This window comes from Oricola indica, from assembly GCF_019966595.1.
Taxonomy (GTDB): domain Bacteria; phylum Pseudomonadota; class Alphaproteobacteria; order Rhizobiales; family Rhizobiaceae; genus Oricola; species Oricola indica.
Genome location: NZ_JAINFJ010000009.1, coordinates 54,849 through 76,037 on the forward strand (window position 1 = coordinate 54,849; position 21,189 = coordinate 76,037).

Below are 21,189 nucleotides of genomic sequence, written 5' to 3' on the forward strand. Positions count from 1 at the left end.
CTAATGCCAGTTACCTTGCGCCCACATACTCGACAGGGCCGTCTTGTAGTCGCTGTGGGCGAAAGCGAAACCGGCCTGTTTAAGCTTCGCGTTCGAGACGCGCTTGCATTCCCCGTAAAAGGATCGTGCCATGGGCGAAATTGTGGCGGTCTCGAAGTCGATTGCGGGCGGCAAATCAACTTTCATTAAAGACGCTGCATATTCGACAACATCCTGAGGCGGTGCCGGCAGGTCGTCCGTGACATTGAAAACGCCGCCGATACGCCGTTCACCAAGGAAATCGAGCGCCCGCGCAATGTCCTCGACATGGATGCGGTTGAATACCTGGCCCGGCTTGATCAGCCGCTTCGCGGTGCCCCGTTCCAGATTGACGAAGGTGTTTCGGCCGGGGCCGTAGATACCCGAAAGCCGAAGGATCGCCAGGGGTTTGCCGGCCATGTCCGCGAGGTCCTGCCACGCCATCTCGGCGGCGAGCCTTTGCGACGAGCGTTGCGAGACGGGCCGGCATTCGGCCTCTTCGTCGATCCACGCGCCGTCATGATCGCCATAAACGCCGACGGTCGAGAGGTAGCCGATCCATTCGAGCTTCGGCAAAGTCGCGATCCGGTCGCCGAGTGCATCCAGCACCGGGTCGCCCTCGTCGCCGGGTCCGATCGAAATCACCAGATGCGTCGTCTCCTCCAGCGCCGAGGCAAGCTCCGGCGCGACCGCTGTTCCGTCGAACACATGCGGTACGAGCCCGATGGCGCGCAACGCGTCCGCCTTCTCCTGCGTCCGCGTCGTGCCGTGGACGGTCTTGCCGCGCGCGGCCATCAGGCGGCCGAAGGCCTGGCCGGAAAAACCCGCACCGAAGATGAAAATCGTCATGAGGTCGCCTCTTTCCATTCGTCGAGCACCGTCGGGTCCGTTTCGCGCGTCGCGTGCAGATCGCGCAACCCCGCCATGCGGTCTTTCGCCAGATTTCCAAGTGCCCAGACGGCCGCGCCGCGCACGGTCGGGTCGGGATCGGCCAGATGAGGCTCGACATGCCTGGCGAGGCCCGGCGTCTCGCTGTTTCCCGCCGCGATCAGCACGTTGCGGATGAACCGGTCGCGGCCGATCCGCTTGATTGGCGATCCGGAAAAAAGGGCACGAAACGCCGTATCGTCGAGTGCCAGCAGGTCTTCGAGCGCCGGGTTCTTCAGATCGTCGCGCGCCATGAGCTTCGATTCTCTCGCCGCGCTGGCGAACTTGTTCCACGGACAGACGGCAAGGCAGTCGTCGCAGCCATAGATGCGATTGCCCATCGCCTTGCGAAACTCGGCCGGGACAGGTCCCGCGTGTTCGATGGTCAGATAGGAGATGCAGCGTCGCGCATCGAGCCGGTAGGGTTCGGGAAAAGCACCGGTCGGGCAGATGTCGAGGCAGGCGCGGCACGAGCCGCAGTGGTCTGTCTCCGGCGCGTCGAGCGGCAACTCCATGTCGGTGAAGATCGAGCCGATGAAGAACCATGAGCCGAGCGCACGGCTGACCAGGTTGGTGTGCTTGCCTTGCCAGCCGAGACCGGCGGCCTCGCCGAGCGGCTTTTCCATCACCGGCGCGGTGTCGATGAAAACCTTGACGTCCGCGCCCGTCTTTGCCGCGAACCGGCCGGCGACCTGCTTCAGTTTGCCCTTGATGACATCGTGGTAGTCGCGGTTTTGCGCATAGACCGAAATCGTCGCGCGGTCATGTTTGTCCAGCGCCGCCAGCGGCGCATCGCTGTCTTCCGGCCCGTAATTCATCGCCGCGAGAACGACCGTTTTCGCATCGGGCCACAGTGTTCTGGGGTCGGCGCGGCGGGCCTCGGTTTCCTCCATCCAGCCCATCGTCCCGTGATGGCCGGCGCGCAGGAACTCCCGCAGCCGGGGTGCGGCGTGCGGAATGGAATCGGCGCGCGTCATCCGAACGTCCGAGAAACCCTCGGACTGCAGATCATCGATCAATCCCTGTCTGGCGCGTTGCGGCGTCATCGCGTGATCATGCCCGTCGCGGCGGCCATGCTTCAAGCACGGCTTTACCGCAGCCTAGAAATCGAGGTCGGCGTAATGCGGCGCGGGCGGCAGGCGGCGGACCCGGTCGGCCAGCAATTCGCGGAAGGAGGGGCGCGATTTCATCCGCTGATACCAGTCGCGGGCGGCCGGTTCGGCGGCCCAGTCGATCTCGCCGAGATAGTCGAGCACGCTCACGGTCGCGCCGGCGGCAAGGTCGGCGGCCGTCAGCCGGTCTCCGGCCAGCCAGTCGCGGCTGTGCGCCAGCCATCCAAGGTAGCGCATGTGCTGGCGGATATTGCTGCGCGCCGCGCGCAACACGGCGGAGTCGGGTGCGCCTCCGCCTTCGGCCGTCGTCATCTGCAGCTTGAATACGCGTTCGCGCGCCAGGGCACGCGTCACGTCGGCTTCCGCCTTGACGAGGAACCAGTCGATCAGCCGGCGCACTTCGGCGCGTTCGAGCGGCGAGCCCGGCATCAGCCGCTTGTCGCGCATGATCGGGCCGCGCGTCTCGTCGAGATACTCGGAAATGGCGAAAGCGCCGACGACCGGCGGTCCGGCTTCGCTGACCAGGACCGGAAGCGTGCCCGCCGGGTTGATCTGCATGAATTCCGGCCGCCGCGCCCAGGGCAGTTCCTCCTGCAGGTCGGGCGCCTCGCCATATTCGCCGAGCGTCAGCCGGACGAAACGCGAAGGGGCAGACATCGGATGATGGAAAAGCAACATGGTATCGGTGGGGCCTGTTTTGCTGCGCCGTATCTATTCGACTGGCTCTGCCTTAGCAATTGGGCCGCATCAGGGAGCAAAGGATTCGATATCGGCGAGCGTCGGAAGATCGGCTCCGCGCCGCGTGCAGGTGAGCGCCGCGGCCTTGACGGCGAAACCGGCCATCGCCGCCATGTCGGCGCCACGCGCCAGCCCCTTTCGTGTCAGGCCCTGCGCGCCGAGCCAGTGCAGGCACGCCGCCTGGAATGTGTCGCCCGCGCCAACCGTATCGGCGACCTGCACGGAAATGCCCGGCACGCGCAATTCGGTGCCTTCGGCGGAAAAGACAAGAGCGCCGTCCATGCCGAGCGTGACGCAGACGAGGTCCACGCCATTCGCCAGCGCGTCGGCGGCGAAACTGTCCGGCGTCGCGCCGAGCTGCGCGACATCCTCGTCGCTCGCCTTCACGAAGGCAGCGGCCTTCGTCATCGCGGCGACGCGCGCACGCCAGATCTCGATGTCCGGCTCGATCATCGTGCGCAGGTTCGGATCGTAGGAAACGAAGCGGTCGGTTCCCTCGCGCGCGGCGAGCGTGGCGAGTGCTGTCGCCGTCGGCTCGATGACGGTGGAATAGGACCCGAAATGGATCACACGCACGGCCGGGTCGAGCGTTCCCGGCAGGTCGTCGACCGTGACCGAGCAATCGGCTGTGCTGTCGGTGTAGAACACGTAGTCGGCGCTGTTGTCTTCCTTCAGGCCGATCATCGCGAGCGTCGTGTTCTGCCGTGTTTCCACGCATGGGGTCGAGTCGATATTGTTGGCTTTCATAAAGCCAGCGATTCGCCGCCCGAACATGTCGGTCGAGACCCGCGTGAAGAAACGCGAATGGTTTCCCATGCGTGCCAGTCCGAGCGCCACGTTGAGCGGCGATCCGCCGACATGGCCGTCGATCGAGATCCCGTGCGGATCGGAGGACGGCGCGGTGAACATGTCGAATAGGCTATCGCCGCAGCACAGATACATCGGGGCACTTTCGGTTTGGCCGCGGCGAAGCGCGGTTACAGATGCACGACACCGCCTTCCCGGATCGACCGTTCGGCGGCAGCGCCCATTTCTACCGCCCTCGCGCCGTCATGCAAGGTTACTTCCGGTTTGCCTCCCTCGCGGACCAGCCGGTTGAACCTTTCGTGCTGGAAATAGGTGCCGCCATGATGGTCGCCGGCGCGCAGCAGGTGTTCCTCGACATGCACCGCCTCGCGCTTCGGCGTTTTCGCCGCGCGGGGCGAGACGATCACTTCGGAGGCACGCTCCGCGCCGCCCGGCCAGAACCGCGCCGGACCGGGGACGACAGCCTCGATCTTGCCCGCGTCGCCCGTCACCGACACCTGTTCCTGGAAGTAGGAGCCCTCCGCGAACATGCACAAATCGAGCGCCGCGCGCATGCCGTTTGCGAAGTCGACGACGACGAAGGCGTTATCGATCACGTCGGGCCGCTCGCCGCCGTGGTCTTCGTCCTTGTGGTTCACGTCCTGCGCTCCGGAGGCGAACAGCCGCACCGGCTCGCTTTGCGTGATCAGCCGCATCAGGTCGAAGAAATGGCAGCATTTTTCCACCATCGTACCGCCCGAGCGCGCCGAAAACCGGTTCCAGTGGCCAACCTTGGTCAGGAAGGGAAAGCGATGTTCGACGATTGAAAGCATCTTCGGATTGCCGGCCTCGCCGGCCCGGACCATTTCGATCAGCCGCGCCACGGGCGGCATGTAACGATATTCCATCGCGACCCAGACCGGCGCGTCGCGGCTCTCGGCCTTCGCCGCCAAGGCGCGGGCGGCCTCCGCAATCGAGGCCGATGGTTTCTCCAGCAGAACCGGTAACCGTGTCGAGAGGATATCCTCCATCACCGCCGCATGCGTTTCGTTCGGACTTGCGACCACGACTGCATCGACATCGCCGGAAGACAGCAAGTCTCGATAATCGGCGAAGCTCTTTATGCCGGCAAACCCGTTCTGTCCGCAAAGCACCGCAGCGGCGTTGCGCATGCCTTCGTCGGGATCGGCGATGGCCGCGACTTCGGCATCCGCCAGCAGGGCAATGTTGCGGATATGCTCCTGCCCCATCATGCCGGTCCCGATGATGGCGTAGCGTGTCGGCATGGAATGTGTCCCTCCCGGGCTTCGATTGGCCCGATTGAGCGACTTACCGCGCTCTTCGCTCGTCGGCAAGAAAAAGTGTATCAATCGTGAATGAATTTGCGCTTGCGGCGGGTTACGCCGATCCGTGGATGCGCAAAAGTTTCGCCACCGCGCGGGCCGCTCGCGCCTCCGTTTCCTCGCGGTCCGGCGGCGGGGCCACTCCGATAACCCGGCGTATCTGCAAGTCGCCGATCAGGAGATTGATATAGGTTTCCGCCGCCTCGGCCGGTGTCCCGTCGGTCAGCGTCCCGTCCCGGAACGCCTTTTCGAAAAGGTCCTTGAGAAGCGGGAAGATCGCTTCGCGACCATGTTCGGCGATGGTGCTGCCAAGCGTCGCCGTTTCGAAAACATCCCCCGCTGCCGCCCGGTTCAAGGCCACGGCTTTTTCGCTTGTGACGATCGCGAGGAGAAGGGGTCCGAGCCGTGATAGCGCTTCGATGGGATCGCTGTTGTCGGAGAGGGCTTTTTCGAGCAGGTCGCGCGCATCGCGCGCATTGTCCTCGACAAGTGTCCTGAACAGCCCCTGCTTGTTGCCGAACCATTTGTAGAGCGTCTCGTTTGAGGCCTTTGCGCGCCGCGCGATCTCCAGCATCGATGCGGCCTTGTATCCCTTCTCCGCCAGGATCTCGAATGCCGCTTCCTTGATGGCGGCCCGCCGCCGCGCCGCGTAGTCGCCGCTCATCGTCTTCTCCAATGTCTTGACAAATCCGTAAACAATTATACGTATCTGTCAAATCGTACAAAAGATTACGTTTTGAATTATCGGAGAAACACCATGCGCATGAAAAACGCCGCCCTGATCGTCCTTGCAGGACTCGTCGCTGTGCCGACCGTCTGGATCGGCTGGTCCGCATGGTCTCTGCGTGCTGAAATTTCCGGCCGCGAGGACGCCGTTGTCGCGGACGCGCGAGACCGCGCCGCTTCATTCGACGCCGCCGCCATGCAAAGCCTGCCCGCGCCCGTTCGCCGCTACTTCGATTTCGTCTTTCCCGATGGTCCGCCGGTCGACATAGTCTCGGTCGCGGTGGATATGAGCGGAGAATTCCGCCGCCCGTTGATGGAGAAATTCGAACCGACCACAGCGCGGCAGGTCGCTTCGACGCGCAAGCCGGACCTTGTCTTTTCGGCCGACACGCCGATCATCGGTCCGGTGTGGGCCGTCGCCTACGACATCTTCGTGGATGGCGAGATGGAGATGGGCGCGAAACTGCTTTCGACGCTGCGTGTCGTCGACGAGAAGGGGACGCCCGAACTCAATCGCATCTCCCTGCGCCGCTGGTTGCTGGAAAGCCCTGCATGGCCCATGGCCTTGCTGCCGGGTGGCCCGGTTGAATGGCAACCGATCGATGATCGCCATGCCCGTGCTGTCGTCAGCGCCTATGGTTTTCAGGCCGCGATGATCGCCACCTTCCGCGACGACGGAAGCCTTGCGGCCTTCGACGCCGAGGAGGATGGCGACCTGACGACGCCTTATCACGGTTCGGGCGAGCACACCGTCAGGTCGGATTACCGCCTGGTGGAGGGCGTCCGGATCCCGATGTCATTTATGATCGCCCGCGCAGCTGACGGAGAAATCCATCCCTTCTGGGAAGGCCGCATCACCTCGATCCGCTTCATTCGAGACTGAGGTGATCATGCCGGGGCACAGTCATGGCGTCCGGTTACGCGCAGGCGCGGTGTCGGTGGCGGTCGCAAGATCGCGGTCGAGCCTGTCCTTGCGGATGCGCTGGCTGGGCGTCCGCTCGAAACTCGCCACCGCCTTCCAGTAGCGCGGCACGTGATGCGGCGGCATGGTGTCCCGGGACCATGCCGCGAGGCCCTCGGGATCGAAGGCCGATCCTTCGCGCATCGTGACGAAACACAGGATGTCGTGCTCGCCGATCTCCGCCGCGACGCCGACAACGGCACTTTCCGCGATATCGGGATGCGCCGCCAAGGCAGTCTCGACCTCCCAGGCCGAAATGTTCTCGCCACGCCTGCGAAGCGAATCTGACAGCCTTCCTAGAAAGTAAAGGTTGCCGTCCGCGTCCAACCTTCCGAGATCGCCCGTATGCAGCCTTCCATCGCGCAACAGCCCGGCGGTCGCTTCCGGCGCATTCAGGTAGCCGGGCGTGAACAGGCCCGGATAGGCGGTCGTCACGGTGATTTCCCCTTGTGCGCCGGCCGCGACGGCTCCCCCGTCATCACCGCATAGCGCGACCTCGAACCATGGCACCGCCGTGCCGGTCGAACCGACCGTGCCGGAGCGGTTGATCGTGGTGAAACTGGAGGCTTCGGTCATGCCGTAGACCTCGCGGATCGGGATTGCGAATCGCGCCTCGAAGGCGCGCCAGATCTCCGGCCGGCAGCCGCCGCCAAAGGCGATCTCGACCGGGTGGTCCCGGTCGTCGGCGCGCGGCGGGGCCTTGAGCAGGATTTCAAGGATTCCGCCAAGATAATGCAGCTTTGTGACGCCCTCGGCGCGCACGGTCGGCCACAGGCCGCTCGCGCTGAACCGTTCGACCATCACCAGCCTTGCGCGGTGGACCAGCGCCATGACGAGAACCTGCGCCCCGCCGATATGATGCAATGGCTCCCACATCAGGAACACATCGCCATCGCTGCAGTCGGAAGCGAGCGCCGTTCCGGCGGCTGACGCGACCAGCATGCGCTCGGTCACCTGCACGCCCTTGGGCGGCCCAGAAGTGCCCGAGGTGAACATGATCGTCCGAACGTCGTCCGGGCGGATCACGGGCAGCGTCGCCTCGCCGGGCTCCGCGTGGGTGTCGAATCGCCAGCCGTCGGTCACGAGGATTTCGATTGATCCGTCCGGCATGGCGGTGCGTAGGGGCTCGACCGCATCCTGATGGGCGTAGGCGAGAACCGGCCGCGCAACACCAAGCGCATGGGCGAGGGAAGGACCGCGCGCCTGCGGATTGAGGGGAATCCAGAGCGCGCCGGCCATCGCAATGCCGCAAAACAGCGCCGCATGGTTCGGGCCGTTGCCGAGCATGGTCGCGACAGGGTCGCCCGGACCGATCCCGCGACCGACGAGATCGGCGGCAATCGCCCGGGCCTGTCGCGCAACTTCGCCGATGGTGATCTGCCGATCACCCGCAGTCAGGATGATCCGGTCCGGTTCGTCGCGCTCGCAGGCGGCCAGCAACGCGCCGACGGTTGTCTCGAATGGCGGCGAGGCTGCCATGCGCCTGCTATCCATGCTTGATGCCGCCGCGTGCGGCGAGGAAGTCGCGCGTCGCCGCTTGTGGTTCGCCCGCATCGAAGGATTCGCGGTGGTGGCGTTTGGCGGCCGCGACGGCATCGTCCAGCCCGGCCTCGAGAACCTCGAAAAAGCGCCGCTTGATCAGCCGCATCGCCGTCTGGGGCTTCGCGCCGAGCTCCGTTGCGATTTCCAGCGATTTCGCCATGACGTTTTCCCGCTCGACCACGTGATGCAGCACGCCAAGTCCGAGCGCTTCGTCGGCTTTCATCAACCGACCGGTCAGCGTCAGTTCGATCGTGCGCGACAGACCGAGGATCTCACGCATGATCCAGGGGCCCGTGATCGAGGCGATACCCGAATTGATCTCCGGCTGGCCCATTCGCACGCCGGGATGACCGACGCGGATGTCGGTCAGAAGCGCGAACTGGAACGCCGACCCGGCCGTTACGCCGTTGATCGCCGCGATAACGGGCTTTTCCAGCGAACGCACCGCGCGATAGAGCGTGTGGAATTCCTCGATCCAGATTTCCGCACGGTCGGAATCGAAATCCGTCGCTTCGTTCAGGTCCTGTCCGGCGCTGAAGGCCCGATCGCCGGCGCCGGTGATGACCACGGCGCGCACCGTGTCTTCGGTGCCTGCATGCTGCAGCGCCGCGACAAGCGCGTCGCGCATCGGCGTATCCCATGCGTTCAACCGGTCCGGCCGGTTCAGCGTGATGGTCAGCACGCCGTCGGCGAGGGAGGTGAGAATAGAGTCGTTATGCATGAAGAAATGCCGTCCCGGTTCATGTCGGAGACGGCAAATCAATCAGATCGTCATGCGGGCGGCAAGCCGCGCGGTTCAGGCGCCGCGCCGCTTCGCCTTGAGCTCGAGCCTGCGCCTGTGGAGGATCGGCTCGGTGTAGCCTGACGGCTGCTTGCGCCCTTCCAGAACGAGCTCGAGCGCCGCCTGGAAGGCGACCGAATCGTCGAAATTCGGCGCCATCGGCTGATAGTTGGGATCGCCCGCATTCTGCCGATCGACGACTTCCGCCATCTTCTTCATCGTGTCGGTGATCTGGTGCTCCAGCACGACACCATGGTCCAGCCAATTGGCCATGTGCTGCGAGGAAATGCGCAGCGTTGCGCGGTCTTCCATCAGCCCGACATCGTTGATGTCCGGCACCTTGGAACAGCCGACGCCCTGGTCGACCCAGCGCACCACGTAGCCGAGGATGCCCTGCGCGTTGTTGTCGAGTTCGCGCTGGATGTCCTCGTCCGACCAGTTCGGCCGCCGGGCGACCGGCACGGAAAGGATGTCGTCGAGACGAGCGCGTCCGCGAGACCGCAGTTCGGCCTGCACCTCCTTGACGTCGACGGCATGGTAATGCGTCGCGTGCAGCGTCGCCGCTGTCGGTGAGGGCACCCATGCCGTATTGGCGCCGGCCTTGGGGTGACCGATCTTCTGCTCCAGCATCGCGTTCATCAGGTCCGGCATCGCCCACATGCCCTTGCCGATCTGGGCATGGCCCGAAAGCCCGCATTCCAAGCCGATATCGACATTCCAGTTCTCGTAGGCCTGGATCCAGACGGCGGCCTTCATGTCGCCCTTGCGGATCATCGGGCCGAGTTCCATTGACGTGTGGATCTCGTCGCCGGTGCGGTCGAGGAAGCCGGTATTGATGAAGACGACACGCTCTTTGGCGGCGCGGATGCACTCCTTGAGGTTCACCGTGGTGCGGCGTTCCTCGTCCATGATGCCCATCTTGATCGTGTTGGGCGCCATGCCAAGGGCGCCCTCGACACGAGTGAACAGTTCCACCGCGAAGGCCACTTCCTCCGGCCCATGCATCTTCGGCTTCACGACATACATCGAGCCCGCCGGCGAATTGGCGTGGCGGCCGTCCGGCCCGACATCGTGCAGCGCGATCAGCGCCGTCATCATCGCGTCCATGATGCCCTCCGGCACTTCATGGCCGTCACGGTCATGCGCCGCCGGGTTCGTCATCAGGTGGCCGACATTGCGGATCAGCATGAGCGAGCGGCCCTTGAGCGAGAAGTCTTCGCCAGCCGGCGAGACATAGTCACGGTCCGGATTCATTGCGCGGGTGATTGTTTTCCCGCCCTTCTCGAAGCGTTCTTCAAGATCGCCCTTCATCAGGCCGAGCCAGTTGCGATAGACCAGCGTCTTGTCTTCCGCATCGACCGCGGCGACGGAATCTTCGCAATCCATGATCGTCGTCAGCGCCGATTCGAGCACGAGGTCGGCGATATGCGCCGTATCGGTCTTGCCGATCGGATGGTTGGCGTCGATGACGATCTCGACATGCAGGCCGTTCTTCACGAGCAGGACCGCGTCGGGCGCGGCGGCGCTGCCGCGATAACCGGCAAATTGCGCCTTGTCCTTCAGCTCGGCCTTGGTGCTGTCTTCCATCTGCAGCTTCAAATCGCCGTACTCGATTGAGAAGCCGCGGACATCGGTCCAGTCGGTGTAAAGCGGTATGTTCTCGTTGAGGAAGTTGCGTGCCCACGCGATCACCCGCGCGCCGCGTTCCGGATCGTAGCCGCTGCCCTGCGGCAGGTCGCCCATCGCGTCCGTGCCGTAGAGCGCGTCATAAAGCGATCCCCAGCGGGCATTCGCCGCGTTGAGCGCGAACCGCGCATTCATGATCGGCACGACGAGCTGCGGCCCGGCAATCTCGGCGATTTCGGGATCGACATTCTCCGTGGTCACGGAGAAGGGCTCGCCTTCCGGAACCAGATAGCCGATCTCTTCCAGGAACGCCTTGTATTCCGGCATCTCGTAGCCGCTCTCGCGGTGGTCGCGGTACCAGGCGTCGAGTTTCTCCTGCAGCGCGTCGCGCTTTGCCAGCAGGTCGCGGTTCTTCGGCGCCAGGTCGTGCACGATCGCCGAAAAGGCAGGCCAGAAGTCCTTCGCCTCGACGCCCGTGCCGGGCATCGCCTCGTCGGTGATGAAGTCGTAAAGACCCTTGTCGATTGTCAGACCGTCAATCGTGAGCGTCGCGGCCATGCCATTTCCTCCGGAAAACAAGTGATCCTGCGGCAAAGCACGGAGTTCGATTGACTGTCAACTTGACCAAACTGACAAGCTTTATTTCCAAAATCGAAAAAATGGCGTCTGTCTTTTGCAATTCTGCGGCCGCGAAGGACCGGTTCAAGCGGCGAAAGGATGACTCGGCCAATGCCGTCCGGAGCCCGAACGGTCCGGTCAGCGCGCCGTCGCGGGACGCCCGCCTGCGGTTACGGTCACCGATGCGGAGACGAATTGATCACGTCCTTCGATCTCGGCCGTTTTCAGGTCGCGCGCGGTCGAAAGCGTGATCTCCCCCGCGCCGGCTTCCAGTGCCTTGGCCGCAGCGATGTCGCCGCACAGGCGCTCGGCTGCATCCAGCGCGGCATCGGCCTCGGAGAAGGCGAGCCCGGCGGCTTCCGCCTGCCCGGCGATCTCGAAGCGGCCTTCGACGGGCTGCACGATCTCGGCTGAAACAGTAACCCGCACCTGCCCAACCACGGCGCCGACGGCATTGGCGACGTCGGCATGGTCTGGAATGATCGCCCGTGTTGCCAGCAGGTCGCCCGCACCCGGATAACAGGCGCCCGCGCCCGCGCCGAGGCCGATTATGGGCCGGTCGAGCGAAAGCGCGATTTGCGCGATGCCCGGCTTGCGATCGAGTGCGCGCTGCGCGAGCGGCGAAAGGGCCGTTGCCGCGCCATCCAGTCCGTCCTCGCAAAGCGCCGTTTCGAGCACGCGCTCGGCGGAGAGCCGGATCAGCCGGTCCACGACCCTGCTGCTGATCGTTTCCGGATCGCGCGCGAGCGGATTGCCGTAGCCATCCTTCCTGCGCGCGAACAGCGAAGCGCCTTTGCGGGCAGCGTCACAGTTCCAGTGTGTGAAGCGGCCGAGCACATGCTGGGCATCGGACGGCGTGAAGCCGGCGATCAGCACCAGCCCGCGCGCGGAAAGCCGGTTCAACGTTGCCAGTTCGGCGGTCGCCTTTAGCAGCCTGTCGAGCGGCTGCGGCGTGTCGGTCAGCCGCGAGTACAAATCGGCTTCTGACCGTGACAACCCGGCGGCCAGACGGTCGGGGACGCCGGCGCGCAGTGCGAAGCGGCCCTCGTTGCGTACCGGGAAGCTCGCCCGCATCTGCCGGTCGAGTTGCGCGACGACGTCCGCACCATGCTGATGCGCCAGAAGCGACAAGGGCACGAGCCGGCGCGGCCCGAGCCGTATCGCGGGTTTCAATGCGCCGTCATCGATGGCGACCTCACTGTCGCCGCCGAGCCCGAAGGTGCGCATCGCCACCGCGTCGACCATGGTCCGGTAGCCCCCGACCGTCGCGCCCTGCGGATCGATGCGCGGCCGGCCTCCGTCGAGGATCGCGATGTCGGTCGTCGTCCCGCCGATATCCGAAACGATGGCATTGTCCTCGCCCGCGAGGTGATGTGCGCCGACGAGGCTCGCCGCGGGGCCCGACAGGATCGTCTCGATCGGACGCGACCGCGCGAAACCGGCCGAGACCAGCGAGCCGTCGCCGCGCACCACCATCAGCGGCGCGCTGAGGCCCGATGCCGCCATCCGTGCCTCGGCGGCATCGATCAGCCGGTCGATCATCGAGATCAATCGCGCATTGAGCACGGTGGTCAGGGCGCGGCGCGGTCCGTCCAGTTTGGCGGTGAGTTCGTGGCTCGCGGTGACCGGCAATCCGGTGCGCGCCCGGATCGCTTCGCACGCCGCGATCTCGTGCTCCGGATTGCGCACGGCGAAATAGCCCGCGACGGCAAAGGCGGAGACCTCGCCGGCAAGGCCGTCAATGGCCTTTTCCAATGCCAAACGGTCGAATTCGTTCGCCTGGCGGCCATGTGCATCGTGTCCGCCGGAGATAAAGATCACGGGATCGCCGGACACCGCCTCGCGCAGTCCCGCCTTGTCGAGATCGCTTTCCGAAAAACCGATCATGACGAGCCCGATGCGTCCGCCCTGGCCTTCGACGAGCGCGTTGGTCGCCAGCGTCGTCGAGATCGAGACGAGACCGATATCCTCTGGTGCGAATTCGCTTGCCCCCAGCACGGCGTCCATCGCCTCGCCGAGCCCGATGGACAGGTCGTGCCGCGTGGTCAGCGCTTTTGCTTTCGCGATGACGCCGCGCGTCTCGTCATGGATGACGGCGTCCGTAAAGGTGCCGCCCGTATCGATGCCGAGGGAGAGGGTCATCTGTAATGGATCGCGCGCAAGGATCGTTTCGGATGCGCTGCATTACGCATGTCATGAAGTAAGGGCAATGCCCTACCGCCGTACAACCCGCATCGGCAGGCCGTTCTGGGGCTGCACGGTCAGTTTCTGAACTGGCCAGGGATTGAGGCCCGGTGTCGGCTCGAAGCTGAATTCGTTCAGCAGCAAGGCCAGCGCGATTACCGCTTCCTGCAGCGCGAATGTCGCGCCGATGCAGATGCGCGGTCCCGCGCCGAAGGGCAGATACTGGAACCGGTCGATCGTGTCGCGGTTCTCCGGCCAGAAACGCGACGGCACGAAGGCGTTCGGATTGTCCCAATGGAGGCGGTGGCGATGCAGCACCCAGGGCATGACGAGGACAGTCGCGCCCTTCGGAATTTCGATCTGCGTGCCGTCCTTCATGACGAAGGTCTCGCTCTCGATCGGCTCCCGGTTGAGAGACGGCGCGGGCGGATAGAGCCGCATCGCTTCCTCGAAGGCGGCGCGCGTCTTCGGCATCCGGTCCAGCCATTCGACCGGCGGAGGTCCCTCCGCCAGCACATTGGCGATTTCCTCTTCCACCAGCGCGCGTTCCTGCGGCGCATTGGCGAGGCAGTAGAGCGTCCAGCCGAGCGCTCGCGCGGTCGTCTCGTGTCCCGCGCCGATGAAGGTGATCAGATTGTCCTCGATTTCCGCGGCCGACAGCCCGTCCGGGCCCTCGGCCTCGAGCAGCAGCGTGACGAAATCCTCCGGCACGCTGTCCGGGTCGGACTGCATCCGCATACGGCGCTGGTCGATCGTGTCCCGCACGATCTTGCGGAATTTCCCAAGCACGTTCCGGCCGCGCATACGCTGGAACCGCGGTAGCCATTCCGGCGCCTTGAGAAGGTCGAGGGGGTCCACCTGACCCATCGTCGACAGAAGCCGGTCGACATCGCCGGCAAAATCATCGCCGCCTGTCGCGATTTCGTTCGAAAACAACGTATCGGACAGGATCTCGAAGGTCAGCTCCGTCATCTCGGCGCTGATGTCGTGCACCGCGCCGTCGGTTTCGCGATAGCGCGTGAGGAAGGTCTCGGTGCGCGCCTTCATCATGTCGGCGAAGCCGCGGATATGGCGCGGAGTGAAGACCGGCGCCATCGCCTTGCGCGACCGTTTCCACACATCGCCTTCCGCGGTCAAAAGCCCGTCGCGCAGGATCGGCCGCAGGATCAGCTGGCGCACACGCGCCATGCGGTAGTTCTTCGCATTGTCGACGAGGATATGGCGGATCAGTTCCGGGTGGTTCGCAATCAGAACGTGGTCGGCGAGGAACTTCACCGAGATATGCGGCAGCGTGTAGGACGGCTCGCCCCAGATCTCGAGCGGGTTGCGCATCGACGTCCGGATCAGTTCGAGCCGTGTCGGGGGCCGGTTGCGCGGCGTCGGGTGGGGCGGCACGAAAGGTTTTGGTTGAGAATCCATGGTTGTAATCCTATCGCAATGCAACCCACAGGGGAAGCGATGCGACGCCCCGCCCGTACCTCATATAGGTTACGGGCGGGGCGCTTTCACGGATTACACGATGCGGAGCTCAATCGCCGATGTCTTCTTCGCGCCTTTTCACCCTGAAGAACCGCCCGAACAGGATCGGCGCGACGAAGCCGAGAATGGCGAAGGCCCACAGCGCAATCGATAGCGGTGAGGCGAACAGCGTCGTCCAGTCGCCGTCGGAGATCGTCATCGCGCGGCGCAGGTTCTTCTCCATCTGGTCGCCGAGCAGCACGCCGAGAATAATCGGTACCAGCGGCACGTCGAGCTTGCGCAAGACCCATCCCAGCACGCCGAACCCGACCATGACCATCAGGTCGAATGTCGATCCGGAAATGCCGTAGATGCCGACGAATGAGATCATCGCGACCGCCGGCATCAGATATTTCGGCGGGATCAGCAGAACCCGCACGAACAGCGAGACCATCGGGATGTTCATCAAAAGCAGCATGACATTGCCGATGAACAGCGCCGCGATCAGGCCCCAGACCACGTCGGGGTTCTGCTGGAACAGCAGCGGCCCGGGCGTGATGTTCAGCGCCAGCAGCATGGCGAGCAGTACCGCGGTGGTGCCGGAACCGGGCACGCCGAGCGCCAGCATCGGCACAAGCGCGCCGCCGGCCGCGGCGTTGTTGCCGGCCTCCGGCGCTGCGACGCCGCGCGGATCGCCCTTGCCGAAAGTGCCGTCCTTGTCGGAGACCTTTTTTTCCAGGGAATAGGCGAGAAACGAACCGAGTGAAGCGCCTGCACCGGGCAGCACACCGGCGATGAAGCCGATCACCGTCGACCGGCTCATCGCGCCTGCGGTTTTCTTGAGCATCGAAAGCGGCGGCGTCACACGTCCGATCTTCATCTTCGAGGCGTCGGCGTCGGCATTGCCACGATGATTTTCGAGGAAGACGAAGATCTCAGAGACCGCGAACAACCCGACGATCGCGACGAGGAAATCGATCCCGTCATAAAGATGGACCTCGCCAAAAGCGAAGCGGGGCACGCCCGTCTGGCCATCGACGCCGATCGTTGCGATACCGAGACCCAGCGCCGCAGCAAAGGCGGCCTTGGCCTGGTTGCGGCTGGCGATGCCGCCAAGCGTTGCGAAGGCCAGCGTGAACAAGGCAAAATACTCTGCCGGGCCGAACAGCAGCGCCACCTTGACGAGCTGCGGCGCCAGCATGACGAGGCCCCAGGTCGCGAAGAACGAGCCGACGAAGGAGGCAATGCCGGACAGTGCCAGCGCCTCGCCGGCCATGCCCTTCTTCGCCATAGGATAGCCGTCCAGCGTGGTCATCATCGCGGGCTCGTCGCCGGGGATGTTGAGCAGGATCGACGAAATGCGCCCGCCATACATCGCGCCGTAATAGACGCTGGTCAGCAGGATCAGAGCTGGTGTCGCGGGCAGGCCCAGCGTGAAGGCGAGCGGGATGAGGATGGCGACGCCGTTGGAAGGCCCGAGCCCCGGCAATGCGCCCATCACCGTGCCGAGGAAACAACCGAGCAGGGCAAGAAGAAGGTTCTGAAGCGTGAAGGCGACGACGAAACCGTCACCGAGCGAGGAAAGAACGTCCATGATCTAGAACCCCCAGGGCCCGCGCGCCAGCGACAAGCCGAGAATGAGATGGAAAACGACATAGATACCGATCGCGATCGTGAGTCCGGCGATGATCGAGGCAATGGGATGCGCGCCGAGCCGCCAGGAAAGGAAGGCTGCGGCGACGGTCGTCGAGGCGACGAAGCCTGCTTCCGGCAGGGCCAGCGCATAGGCGATCATAAGCGCCGTCGACATCGCGATTTCAAATAGCCGGCCTGCGGCGGGCCAGTGCGGTGCTGGATCGGGCCTGAGGACGAAGACGAGACTGGCCGCCGCCAGCACGATGGCGATCAGGACGGGAAAGGCCTTCGGGCCAACCGGGTCCTGTATGAAGCTCTCCTGGATCAGCGTCGCCTGCCAGACGTAAAACGCCGACAAGAAAAGCCCGATCACGCCGAATATGCGGTCGCTCATGCTCTCCCCTCCCCTGGGATGAATTCGCCCTGGTCGAAAGGGCATCCGGCGGTTGCGCCGGATGCCAGTATCAAACCGTAAGTCTTTGCTTACTTGATCAGGCCGATCTGCTTCGACAGGTCGCTGATGTTGTCGATCGATTCCTTCACGAAGGCCTCGAACTCGGCGCCGGTCATGTCGAGCGGCGCGAGGCCGTTCGCCGCCATCGCCTGCTTCCACTCGTCGGACGCATAGGTCTTGGCGACCGCGTCGGTCCAGAATGCATAGGCGTCATCGGACATGCCGCCCGGCGCATAGAAACCGCGCCAGTTGGCGCCGATCACGTCGATGCCCTGTTCCTTTGCGGTCGGGAAGGACGCGAAATCGCCTTCCAGACGCTCCGGCGCGAGAACCGCGATTACGCGGATGTCGCCGGAATCGACGAAGCCCTTGGCTTCGGACGCATCACCCGTAAAGGCCTGCACCGAGCCGGCGAGCAGCTGCGTGACCGCCTCGCCGCCACCGTCGAAGGCGACATATTTGATGGTGCGGACATCGTCGATGCCGGCCTTGTTTGCGGCGAGCAGAACCTTCAGATGGTCCCAGCCACCCACGGCCGAGCCGCCGGCCACGGAGACCGAGGACGGATCGTTCTTGATCATGTCCATCAATTCGGGAAGAGTCTTGACCTCGGAATCCGCTGCAACCGCGATGATACCGTAGTCGGCACCGACCGCGCCGACCCAGCGCATCTGGTCCATGGTGTTGCCGGGAAAGGCGCCCTGCGCCAGCCGGGTCGCTGTCGCCGAGGACGCCGCGACAATCAGGTTGTTTTCGTCATTGCGCTTGTTGGCGACTTCGGCATAGGCCACGCCGCCACCGCCGCCGGCAAGATTGACCACCTGCATGGTGCCGGGAACCAGCTTCAAGTCCTGCATGGTCTTGCCGACCTGCCGGCAGGTGAAGTCCCAGCCACCGCCCGGATTGGCCGGGGCAATGCACTCGGTGTTGGACGGCTCGAAAGCGAAGGCCGCGATCGAGGATGCAAGCGTGAACGCGGCCGCGAGGCCGATAAGTTTCTTCATGGTATCTCCTCCAAAGACGCCGCGGCATTGCACGCCGCAGCTGCCGGTCCTAATAGTGCATGAAGCTGTCACTGACCTGTCACGGCGGGAGGAGTGCATGCGCCTGCTTATTGTCGAGGACGCGGAGGACGTCTCCGATGCGATCGCCGAGAACCTGTCGCGGCAGGGCCATGTCTGCGACAAGGCGCGCACGCTCGCGGACGCGCGCCAGTTCCTTGCCGTACAGCCCTTCGACCTGATGGTGCTCGATATCAATCTGCCAGACGGCTCCGGCTACGACTTGCTCAAGGAAATCCGTGCCCGCGGCGAAGCGCTCGCCGTCTTGATGCTCACTGCGCGGCTCGGCGTCGACGATCGTGTCGATGCGCTCGATGCCGGCGCGGACGACTATCTCGTCAAGCCTTTCGACTTTCGCGAACTGGAAGCGCGGCTGCGCGCCGTCGCGCGGCGCAGGCATGGTGAAACCGATGCCGTCCTGGAGGCGGGCGACATCTGCTTCAACACCGCGACGCGGCGCGTAACCGTTGCCGGCACGCCGTGCGATCTGACGCGCCGCGAACAATCGCTTCTGGAAATCCTGCTCTCCTCACGAGGACGTGTGATCGCCAAGGAGGAGCTGCATTCGCGCCTCTTCGGGCTCGAGGACGAGGTGGGGCTCAATGCGGTGGAGCTTTATATCGCGCGTCTGCGCAAGAAACTCCCTTCGACCTCGCTGGAAATACGGACCCTGCGCGGGCTCGGCTATCAGGCCTTCGTCGCCGGGCCTGCCCGCCATGCTTGACGTCACCAATGGCGGCCCCGCTTTGCGCACGCGCCGCCGCCCCTCCATCGCCTTGCGCCTCACACTGGCGGTCACTTTCATCCTGCTGCTGGCCGCCACGGCCGCGCTCTGGTCCGCGTGGAACTACGGGATTCAGGCCGCCAACGAAGCCTATGACCGGCTTCTGACCGGTGCGTCACTGCAAATCGCCGAACGCATTAGCGTCGCGGATGGCGAGGTGCTGGTGGACCTGCCATCCTCCGCCTTCGAACTCCTGTCTCTCGCGCGCAACGACCGCGTGTTCTACCGGGTTGTCGGAATGGATGGCGAAACGCTGACCGGCTATCCAGACCTGCCTTTGCCTGAGGAGGCGGAGACCCGGGCGGCGACCGCCTATGAAACCGACTATTCCGGCGAGACGGTGCGCGCCGTCATGACAACGCGACAGATCGCGGAACGCGGCATGAACGGCAATGTCCGCGTGATCGTCGCCCACACGGTGCAGGAGCGCATCGCGCTTGCCCGCGACATCGCCACCAAGGCGGCAATCCTGGTCGGGGCTGCTGCGCTCGCCATCGTGCTGCTGGCATGGTTCGCGGTGCGTTACGCGCTGGCGCCGCTGATCCGCGTCGAGCGCGCCTTGTTGTCGCGCGACCCGAACGACCTGTCGCCCTTCGAGATCGAGACGCCGCGCGAGATCGAGACCGTCGTCGATGCGATCAACCGCTTTACTCGCCGGCTCGACCGTCGCGTCAGCGCCGTGCAGTCCTTCGTTGCCGACGCCGCCCACCAGTTGCGCACGCCCATCACCGCCATTCGCGCCCAGGCGCAGCTGGCTGCGGGCGAGGAATCGCCCGACCGGCTGCGCCGCATCAACAAGCGCATTCTGGACCGGTCGATCGCCGTCGGCCGCCTGGCCGACCAGTTGCTCAGCCATGCCATGGTGACCCACCGCACTGATTCCGAGCCGCGCGAGCGTGTCGACCTGCGCCGCATCGCCATCGAGGCCGAACAGGAGACGCGGCGTTTTGCCGATGCGGCTGCGGAACTGCCGTTGCTGGACCTGCCGGAAGAGGCGGTGACAGTCGCCGGCGACCGGTTTTCACTGCGCGAGGCGGTCAAGAACCTCGCCAACAATGCGCTCGAACATGGCAAGCCGCCGGTCGCCATCCGGGTCGCGGCAGAAGGCGGGCGCGCCATTATTTGCGTGATCGACCATGGGGGCGGGATCGCGCAGGAAGACCGCGCATCGGCGGGAACGCGGTTCCGGCGCAACCGCGCGGCATCCTCCAAGGGCGCAAGTCTCGGGCTCGCCATCGCCCACGAAGTCGCCGTGTCGCATGGCGGCGAACTCACACTGCGCGACATCGAGAATGGCGGTTTCGAGGTTTCGCTCTCCTTGCCGCTTGCGGGAGACCGCCCATGATGCGCTGGATAGCCCTCGCGGTTTTGCTGCTGGCTTCGGCCATGCCCGCTCGCGCCGACGATTACGAGTTCCCGGCATCCGCCGCGCCAGTGCGTATGCTGGTTGTCGGCTCGACCACCGATATAGGCATCATCCGCCCGGTCATCGAGGCCTATCAGCGGTCCAATCCGTCGGTTGCCATCCGCTATCGCGAGCTTACGACCAACGCGCTTTTCTCCGAGGCACGGGACGCCTGTGCCGGCAAGCGGCCGGCGGACGACGTGGTGCTCTCCTCGGCGATGGATCTTCAGGTCAAGCTGGTCAATGACGGCTGCGCATCGACAGTACTCCGTCCCGGTCTTCAGCTCCTGCCGGATTACGCGCGCTGGCGCGATCAGTTGTTCGGATTGACCTACGAGCCTTCTGTCATCGTCTACAACCGGCGCGCCGTCGCCGAGTGGGAGGCGCCCGTCGATCATTTCGCGCTGCTTGACCTGCTGCGCCAGCCCGACCGGTTCAAGGGCCGCATTGGCACCTACGACATCGAATCCTCCGGTCTCGGCTATCTCTTCGCCACGCTGGACGATCAGCGTTCCTCCACCTGGGGCCGGTTGATCGAGGGCATGGGCCGCAACGAGGTCAAACTCTATTGCTGTACCCAGGAAATCCTCGACCGCGTGGCCGATGGCCGCCTGACGCTCGGCTACAACGTGCTCGGCTCCTATGCGCTGGCCGAGGCGCGCGAGAAGCCCGAACTCGCTGTCATCGTCCCGTCAGACTATACGCTGGTGCTGACCCGGGCCGCCTACGTGCCGGACAATGCCGCCAACAAGGCCGATGCAGGTGCGTTCCTTGAGTTCACGCAGGGGCCGGAAGGCCGCCGTATTCTCAACGAGGAGGCGTTGCTGTTTTCCCCGCTCGACGGCGCGGATTATATGTTTCGGGAGCTTGGCAGGGCGGGCGGCGAGAGCCGCACGATCCGCCCGATCGCGCTGGGCCCGGCGCTGATGGTTGGCCTCGACCAGATGAAGCGTCGGCTATTCCTCAAACAGTGGCGTGACTCGCTGGGAATCGCCGAAGACTGAAGCCAGCCGCTACAGGCTGCAAACCG

The 21,189-nt window shown here is 64.6% G+C and carries 18 protein-coding genes; 4 read left to right on the forward strand and 14 right to left on the reverse strand.

Annotated elements, in window-relative coordinates; all coding sequences use genetic code 11:
• The 6 genes from LC343_RS19335 to LC343_RS19360 form a co-directional block, all read right to left on the reverse strand.
• Entirely contained in the window at positions 1-867 is an 867-nt protein-coding gene (locus LC343_RS19335) for an SDR family oxidoreductase (RefSeq protein WP_223478816.1), read from the reverse strand.
• Positions 864-1,991: a tRNA epoxyqueuosine(34) reductase QueG gene (gene queG, locus LC343_RS19340; RefSeq protein WP_223478907.1), complete on the reverse strand. Its 1,128-nt coding sequence runs from the start codon at positions 1,989-1,991 to the stop codon at positions 864-866. Before queG ends, LC343_RS19335 begins: the two co-directional genes overlap by 4 nt.
• Before the next feature lie 54 nt (positions 1,992-2,045).
• Entirely contained in the window at positions 2,046-2,735 is a 690-nt protein-coding gene (locus LC343_RS19345; protein ID WP_223478817.1) for a glutathione S-transferase family protein, read from the reverse strand.
• 69 nt (positions 2,736-2,804) lie between these two features.
• Positions 2,805-3,704 carry a carbohydrate kinase family protein gene (locus LC343_RS19350; protein WP_223478818.1) on the reverse strand — a complete coding sequence of 300 codons (900 nt, stop codon included), beginning with the start codon at positions 3,702-3,704 and terminating at the stop codon, positions 2,805-2,807.
• 68 nt (positions 3,705-3,772) lie between these two features.
• Entirely contained in the window at positions 3,773-4,867 is a 1,095-nt protein-coding gene (locus LC343_RS19355; RefSeq protein WP_223478819.1) for a Gfo/Idh/MocA family protein, read from the reverse strand.
• Between the two features lie 112 nt (positions 4,868-4,979).
• Positions 4,980-5,588 carry a TetR/AcrR family transcriptional regulator gene (locus LC343_RS19360; protein ID WP_223478820.1) on the reverse strand — a complete coding sequence of 203 codons (609 nt, stop codon included), beginning with the start codon at positions 5,586-5,588 and terminating at the stop codon, positions 4,980-4,982.
• Positions 5,589-5,681: 93 nt separating this feature from the next.
• Here LC343_RS19360 and LC343_RS19365 point away from each other — a divergent pair, with 93 nt between their 5' ends.
• Entirely contained in the window at positions 5,682-6,533 is an 852-nt protein-coding gene (locus LC343_RS19365; protein WP_223478821.1) for a DUF6920 family protein, read from the forward strand.
• Positions 6,534-6,554: 21 nt separating this feature from the next.
• Here the strand turns inward: LC343_RS19365 and LC343_RS19370 are convergent, their stop codons facing one another.
• The 8 genes from LC343_RS19370 to LC343_RS19405 all read right to left on the reverse strand — a co-directional run bounded on the left by LC343_RS19370 (position 6,555) and on the right by LC343_RS19405 (position 17,913).
• Positions 6,555-8,105 (reverse strand): AMP-binding protein, encoded by a 1,551-nt coding sequence (locus tag LC343_RS19370; RefSeq protein WP_223478822.1) that lies wholly within the window; start codon positions 8,103-8,105, stop codon positions 6,555-6,557.
• On the reverse strand, positions 8,098-8,874 hold the full coding sequence (locus LC343_RS19375) for an enoyl-CoA hydratase/isomerase family protein (protein ID WP_223478823.1): 777 nt from the start codon (positions 8,872-8,874) through the stop codon (positions 8,098-8,100). The genes LC343_RS19370 and LC343_RS19375 overlap by 8 nt, the downstream gene beginning before the upstream one ends.
• Positions 8,875-8,949: 75 nt before the next feature.
• Entirely contained in the window at positions 8,950-11,118 is a 2,169-nt protein-coding gene (locus tag LC343_RS19380; protein WP_223478824.1) for a malate synthase G, read from the reverse strand.
• Between the two features lie 198 nt (positions 11,119-11,316).
• Positions 11,317-13,320, reverse strand: a complete 2,004-nt coding sequence (locus LC343_RS19385) for a hydantoinase/oxoprolinase N-terminal domain-containing protein (protein WP_223478825.1) — start codon at positions 13,318-13,320, stop codon at positions 11,317-11,319.
• Positions 13,321-13,392: 72 nt separating this feature from the next.
• Positions 13,393-14,781: a cytochrome P450 gene (locus LC343_RS19390; RefSeq protein WP_223478826.1), complete on the reverse strand. Its 1,389-nt coding sequence runs from the start codon at positions 14,779-14,781 to the stop codon at positions 13,393-13,395.
• 109 nt (positions 14,782-14,890) lie between these two features.
• A complete protein-coding gene (locus tag LC343_RS19395) occupies positions 14,891-16,414 on the reverse strand; it encodes a tripartite tricarboxylate transporter permease (RefSeq protein WP_223478827.1) in 1,524 nt (507 codons plus the stop codon).
• A 3-nt stretch (positions 16,415-16,417) separates the two neighbouring features.
• Positions 16,418-16,849: a tripartite tricarboxylate transporter TctB family protein gene (locus tag LC343_RS19400; protein WP_223478828.1), complete on the reverse strand. Its 432-nt coding sequence runs from the start codon at positions 16,847-16,849 to the stop codon at positions 16,418-16,420.
• 89 nt (positions 16,850-16,938) lie between these two features.
• Positions 16,939-17,913: a Bug family tripartite tricarboxylate transporter substrate binding protein gene (locus tag LC343_RS19405; protein WP_223478829.1), complete on the reverse strand. Its 975-nt coding sequence runs from the start codon at positions 17,911-17,913 to the stop codon at positions 16,939-16,941.
• A gap of 97 nt (positions 17,914-18,010) precedes the next feature.
• Between LC343_RS19405 and LC343_RS19410 the strand changes: the two genes are divergently transcribed.
• The 3 genes from LC343_RS19410 to LC343_RS19420 are packed head-to-tail and all read left to right on the forward strand — an operon-like array spanning position 18,011 to position 21,163.
• A complete protein-coding gene (locus tag LC343_RS19410; protein ID WP_223478830.1) occupies positions 18,011-18,694 on the forward strand; it encodes a response regulator transcription factor in 684 nt (227 codons plus the stop codon).
• Complete coding sequence (locus LC343_RS19415) at positions 18,687-20,099, forward strand: sensor histidine kinase (RefSeq protein ID WP_223478831.1); 1,413 nt, start codon at positions 18,687-18,689, stop codon at positions 20,097-20,099. Before LC343_RS19410 ends, LC343_RS19415 begins: the two co-directional genes overlap by 8 nt.
• Positions 20,096-21,163, forward strand: coding sequence for an ABC transporter substrate-binding protein (locus LC343_RS19420; RefSeq protein ID WP_223478832.1), 1,068 nt, complete (start codon positions 20,096-20,098; stop codon positions 21,161-21,163). Before LC343_RS19415 ends, LC343_RS19420 begins: the two co-directional genes overlap by 4 nt.
• The last annotated feature ends 26 nt before the right edge of the window (positions 21,164-21,189 follow it).

Excerpts from the sequence above, each read along its gene's own strand:
- LC343_RS19400 (WP_223478828.1), bottom strand. The coding sequence starts at position 16,849 with ATGAGCGACCGCATATTCGGCGTGATCGGGCTTTTCTTGTCGGCGTTT.
- LC343_RS19375 (WP_223478823.1), bottom strand. The coding sequence starts at position 8,874 with ATGCATAACGACTCTATTCTCACCTCCCTCGCCGACGGCGTGCTGACC.
- LC343_RS19355 (WP_223478819.1), bottom strand. The coding sequence starts at position 4,867 with ATGCCGACACGCTACGCCATCATCGGGACCGGCATGATGGGGCAGGAG.
- LC343_RS19365 (WP_223478821.1), top strand. The coding sequence starts at position 5,682 with ATGCGCATGAAAAACGCCGCCCTGATCGTCCTTGCAGGACTCGTCGCT.
- LC343_RS19385 (WP_223478825.1), bottom strand. The coding sequence starts at position 13,320 with ATGACCCTCTCCCTCGGCATCGATACGGGCGGCACCTTTACGGACGCC.
- LC343_RS19360 (WP_223478820.1), bottom strand. The coding sequence starts at position 5,588 with ATGAGCGGCGACTACGCGGCGCGGCGGCGGGCCGCCATCAAGGAAGCG.
- LC343_RS19380 (WP_223478824.1), bottom strand. The coding sequence starts at position 11,118 with ATGGCCGCGACGCTCACGATTGACGGTCTGACAATCGACAAGGGTCTT.
- LC343_RS19395 (WP_223478827.1), bottom strand. The coding sequence starts at position 16,414 with ATGGACGTTCTTTCCTCGCTCGGTGACGGTTTCGTCGTCGCCTTCACG.
- LC343_RS19335 (WP_223478816.1), bottom strand. The coding sequence starts at position 867 with ATGACGATTTTCATCTTCGGTGCGGGTTTTTCCGGCCAGGCCTTCGGC.
- LC343_RS19350 (WP_223478818.1), bottom strand. The coding sequence starts at position 3,704 with ATGTTCACCGCGCCGTCCTCCGATCCGCACGGGATCTCGATCGACGGC.
- LC343_RS19370 (WP_223478822.1), bottom strand. The coding sequence starts at position 8,105 with ATGGATAGCAGGCGCATGGCAGCCTCGCCGCCATTCGAGACAACCGTC.
- LC343_RS19345 (WP_223478817.1), bottom strand. The coding sequence starts at position 2,735 with ATGTTGCTTTTCCATCATCCGATGTCTGCCCCTTCGCGTTTCGTCCGG.
- LC343_RS19420 (WP_223478832.1), top strand. The coding sequence starts at position 20,096 with ATGATGCGCTGGATAGCCCTCGCGGTTTTGCTGCTGGCTTCGGCCATG.
- LC343_RS19415 (WP_223478831.1), top strand. The coding sequence starts at position 18,687 with ATGCTTGACGTCACCAATGGCGGCCCCGCTTTGCGCACGCGCCGCCGC.
- queG (WP_223478907.1), bottom strand. The coding sequence starts at position 1,991 with ATGACGCCGCAACGCGCCAGACAGGGATTGATCGATGATCTGCAGTCC.
- LC343_RS19390 (WP_223478826.1), bottom strand. The coding sequence starts at position 14,781 with ATGGATTCTCAACCAAAACCTTTCGTGCCGCCCCACCCGACGCCGCGC.
- LC343_RS19405 (WP_223478829.1), bottom strand. The coding sequence starts at position 17,913 with ATGAAGAAACTTATCGGCCTCGCGGCCGCGTTCACGCTTGCATCCTCG.
- LC343_RS19410 (WP_223478830.1), top strand. The coding sequence starts at position 18,011 with ATGCGCCTGCTTATTGTCGAGGACGCGGAGGACGTCTCCGATGCGATC.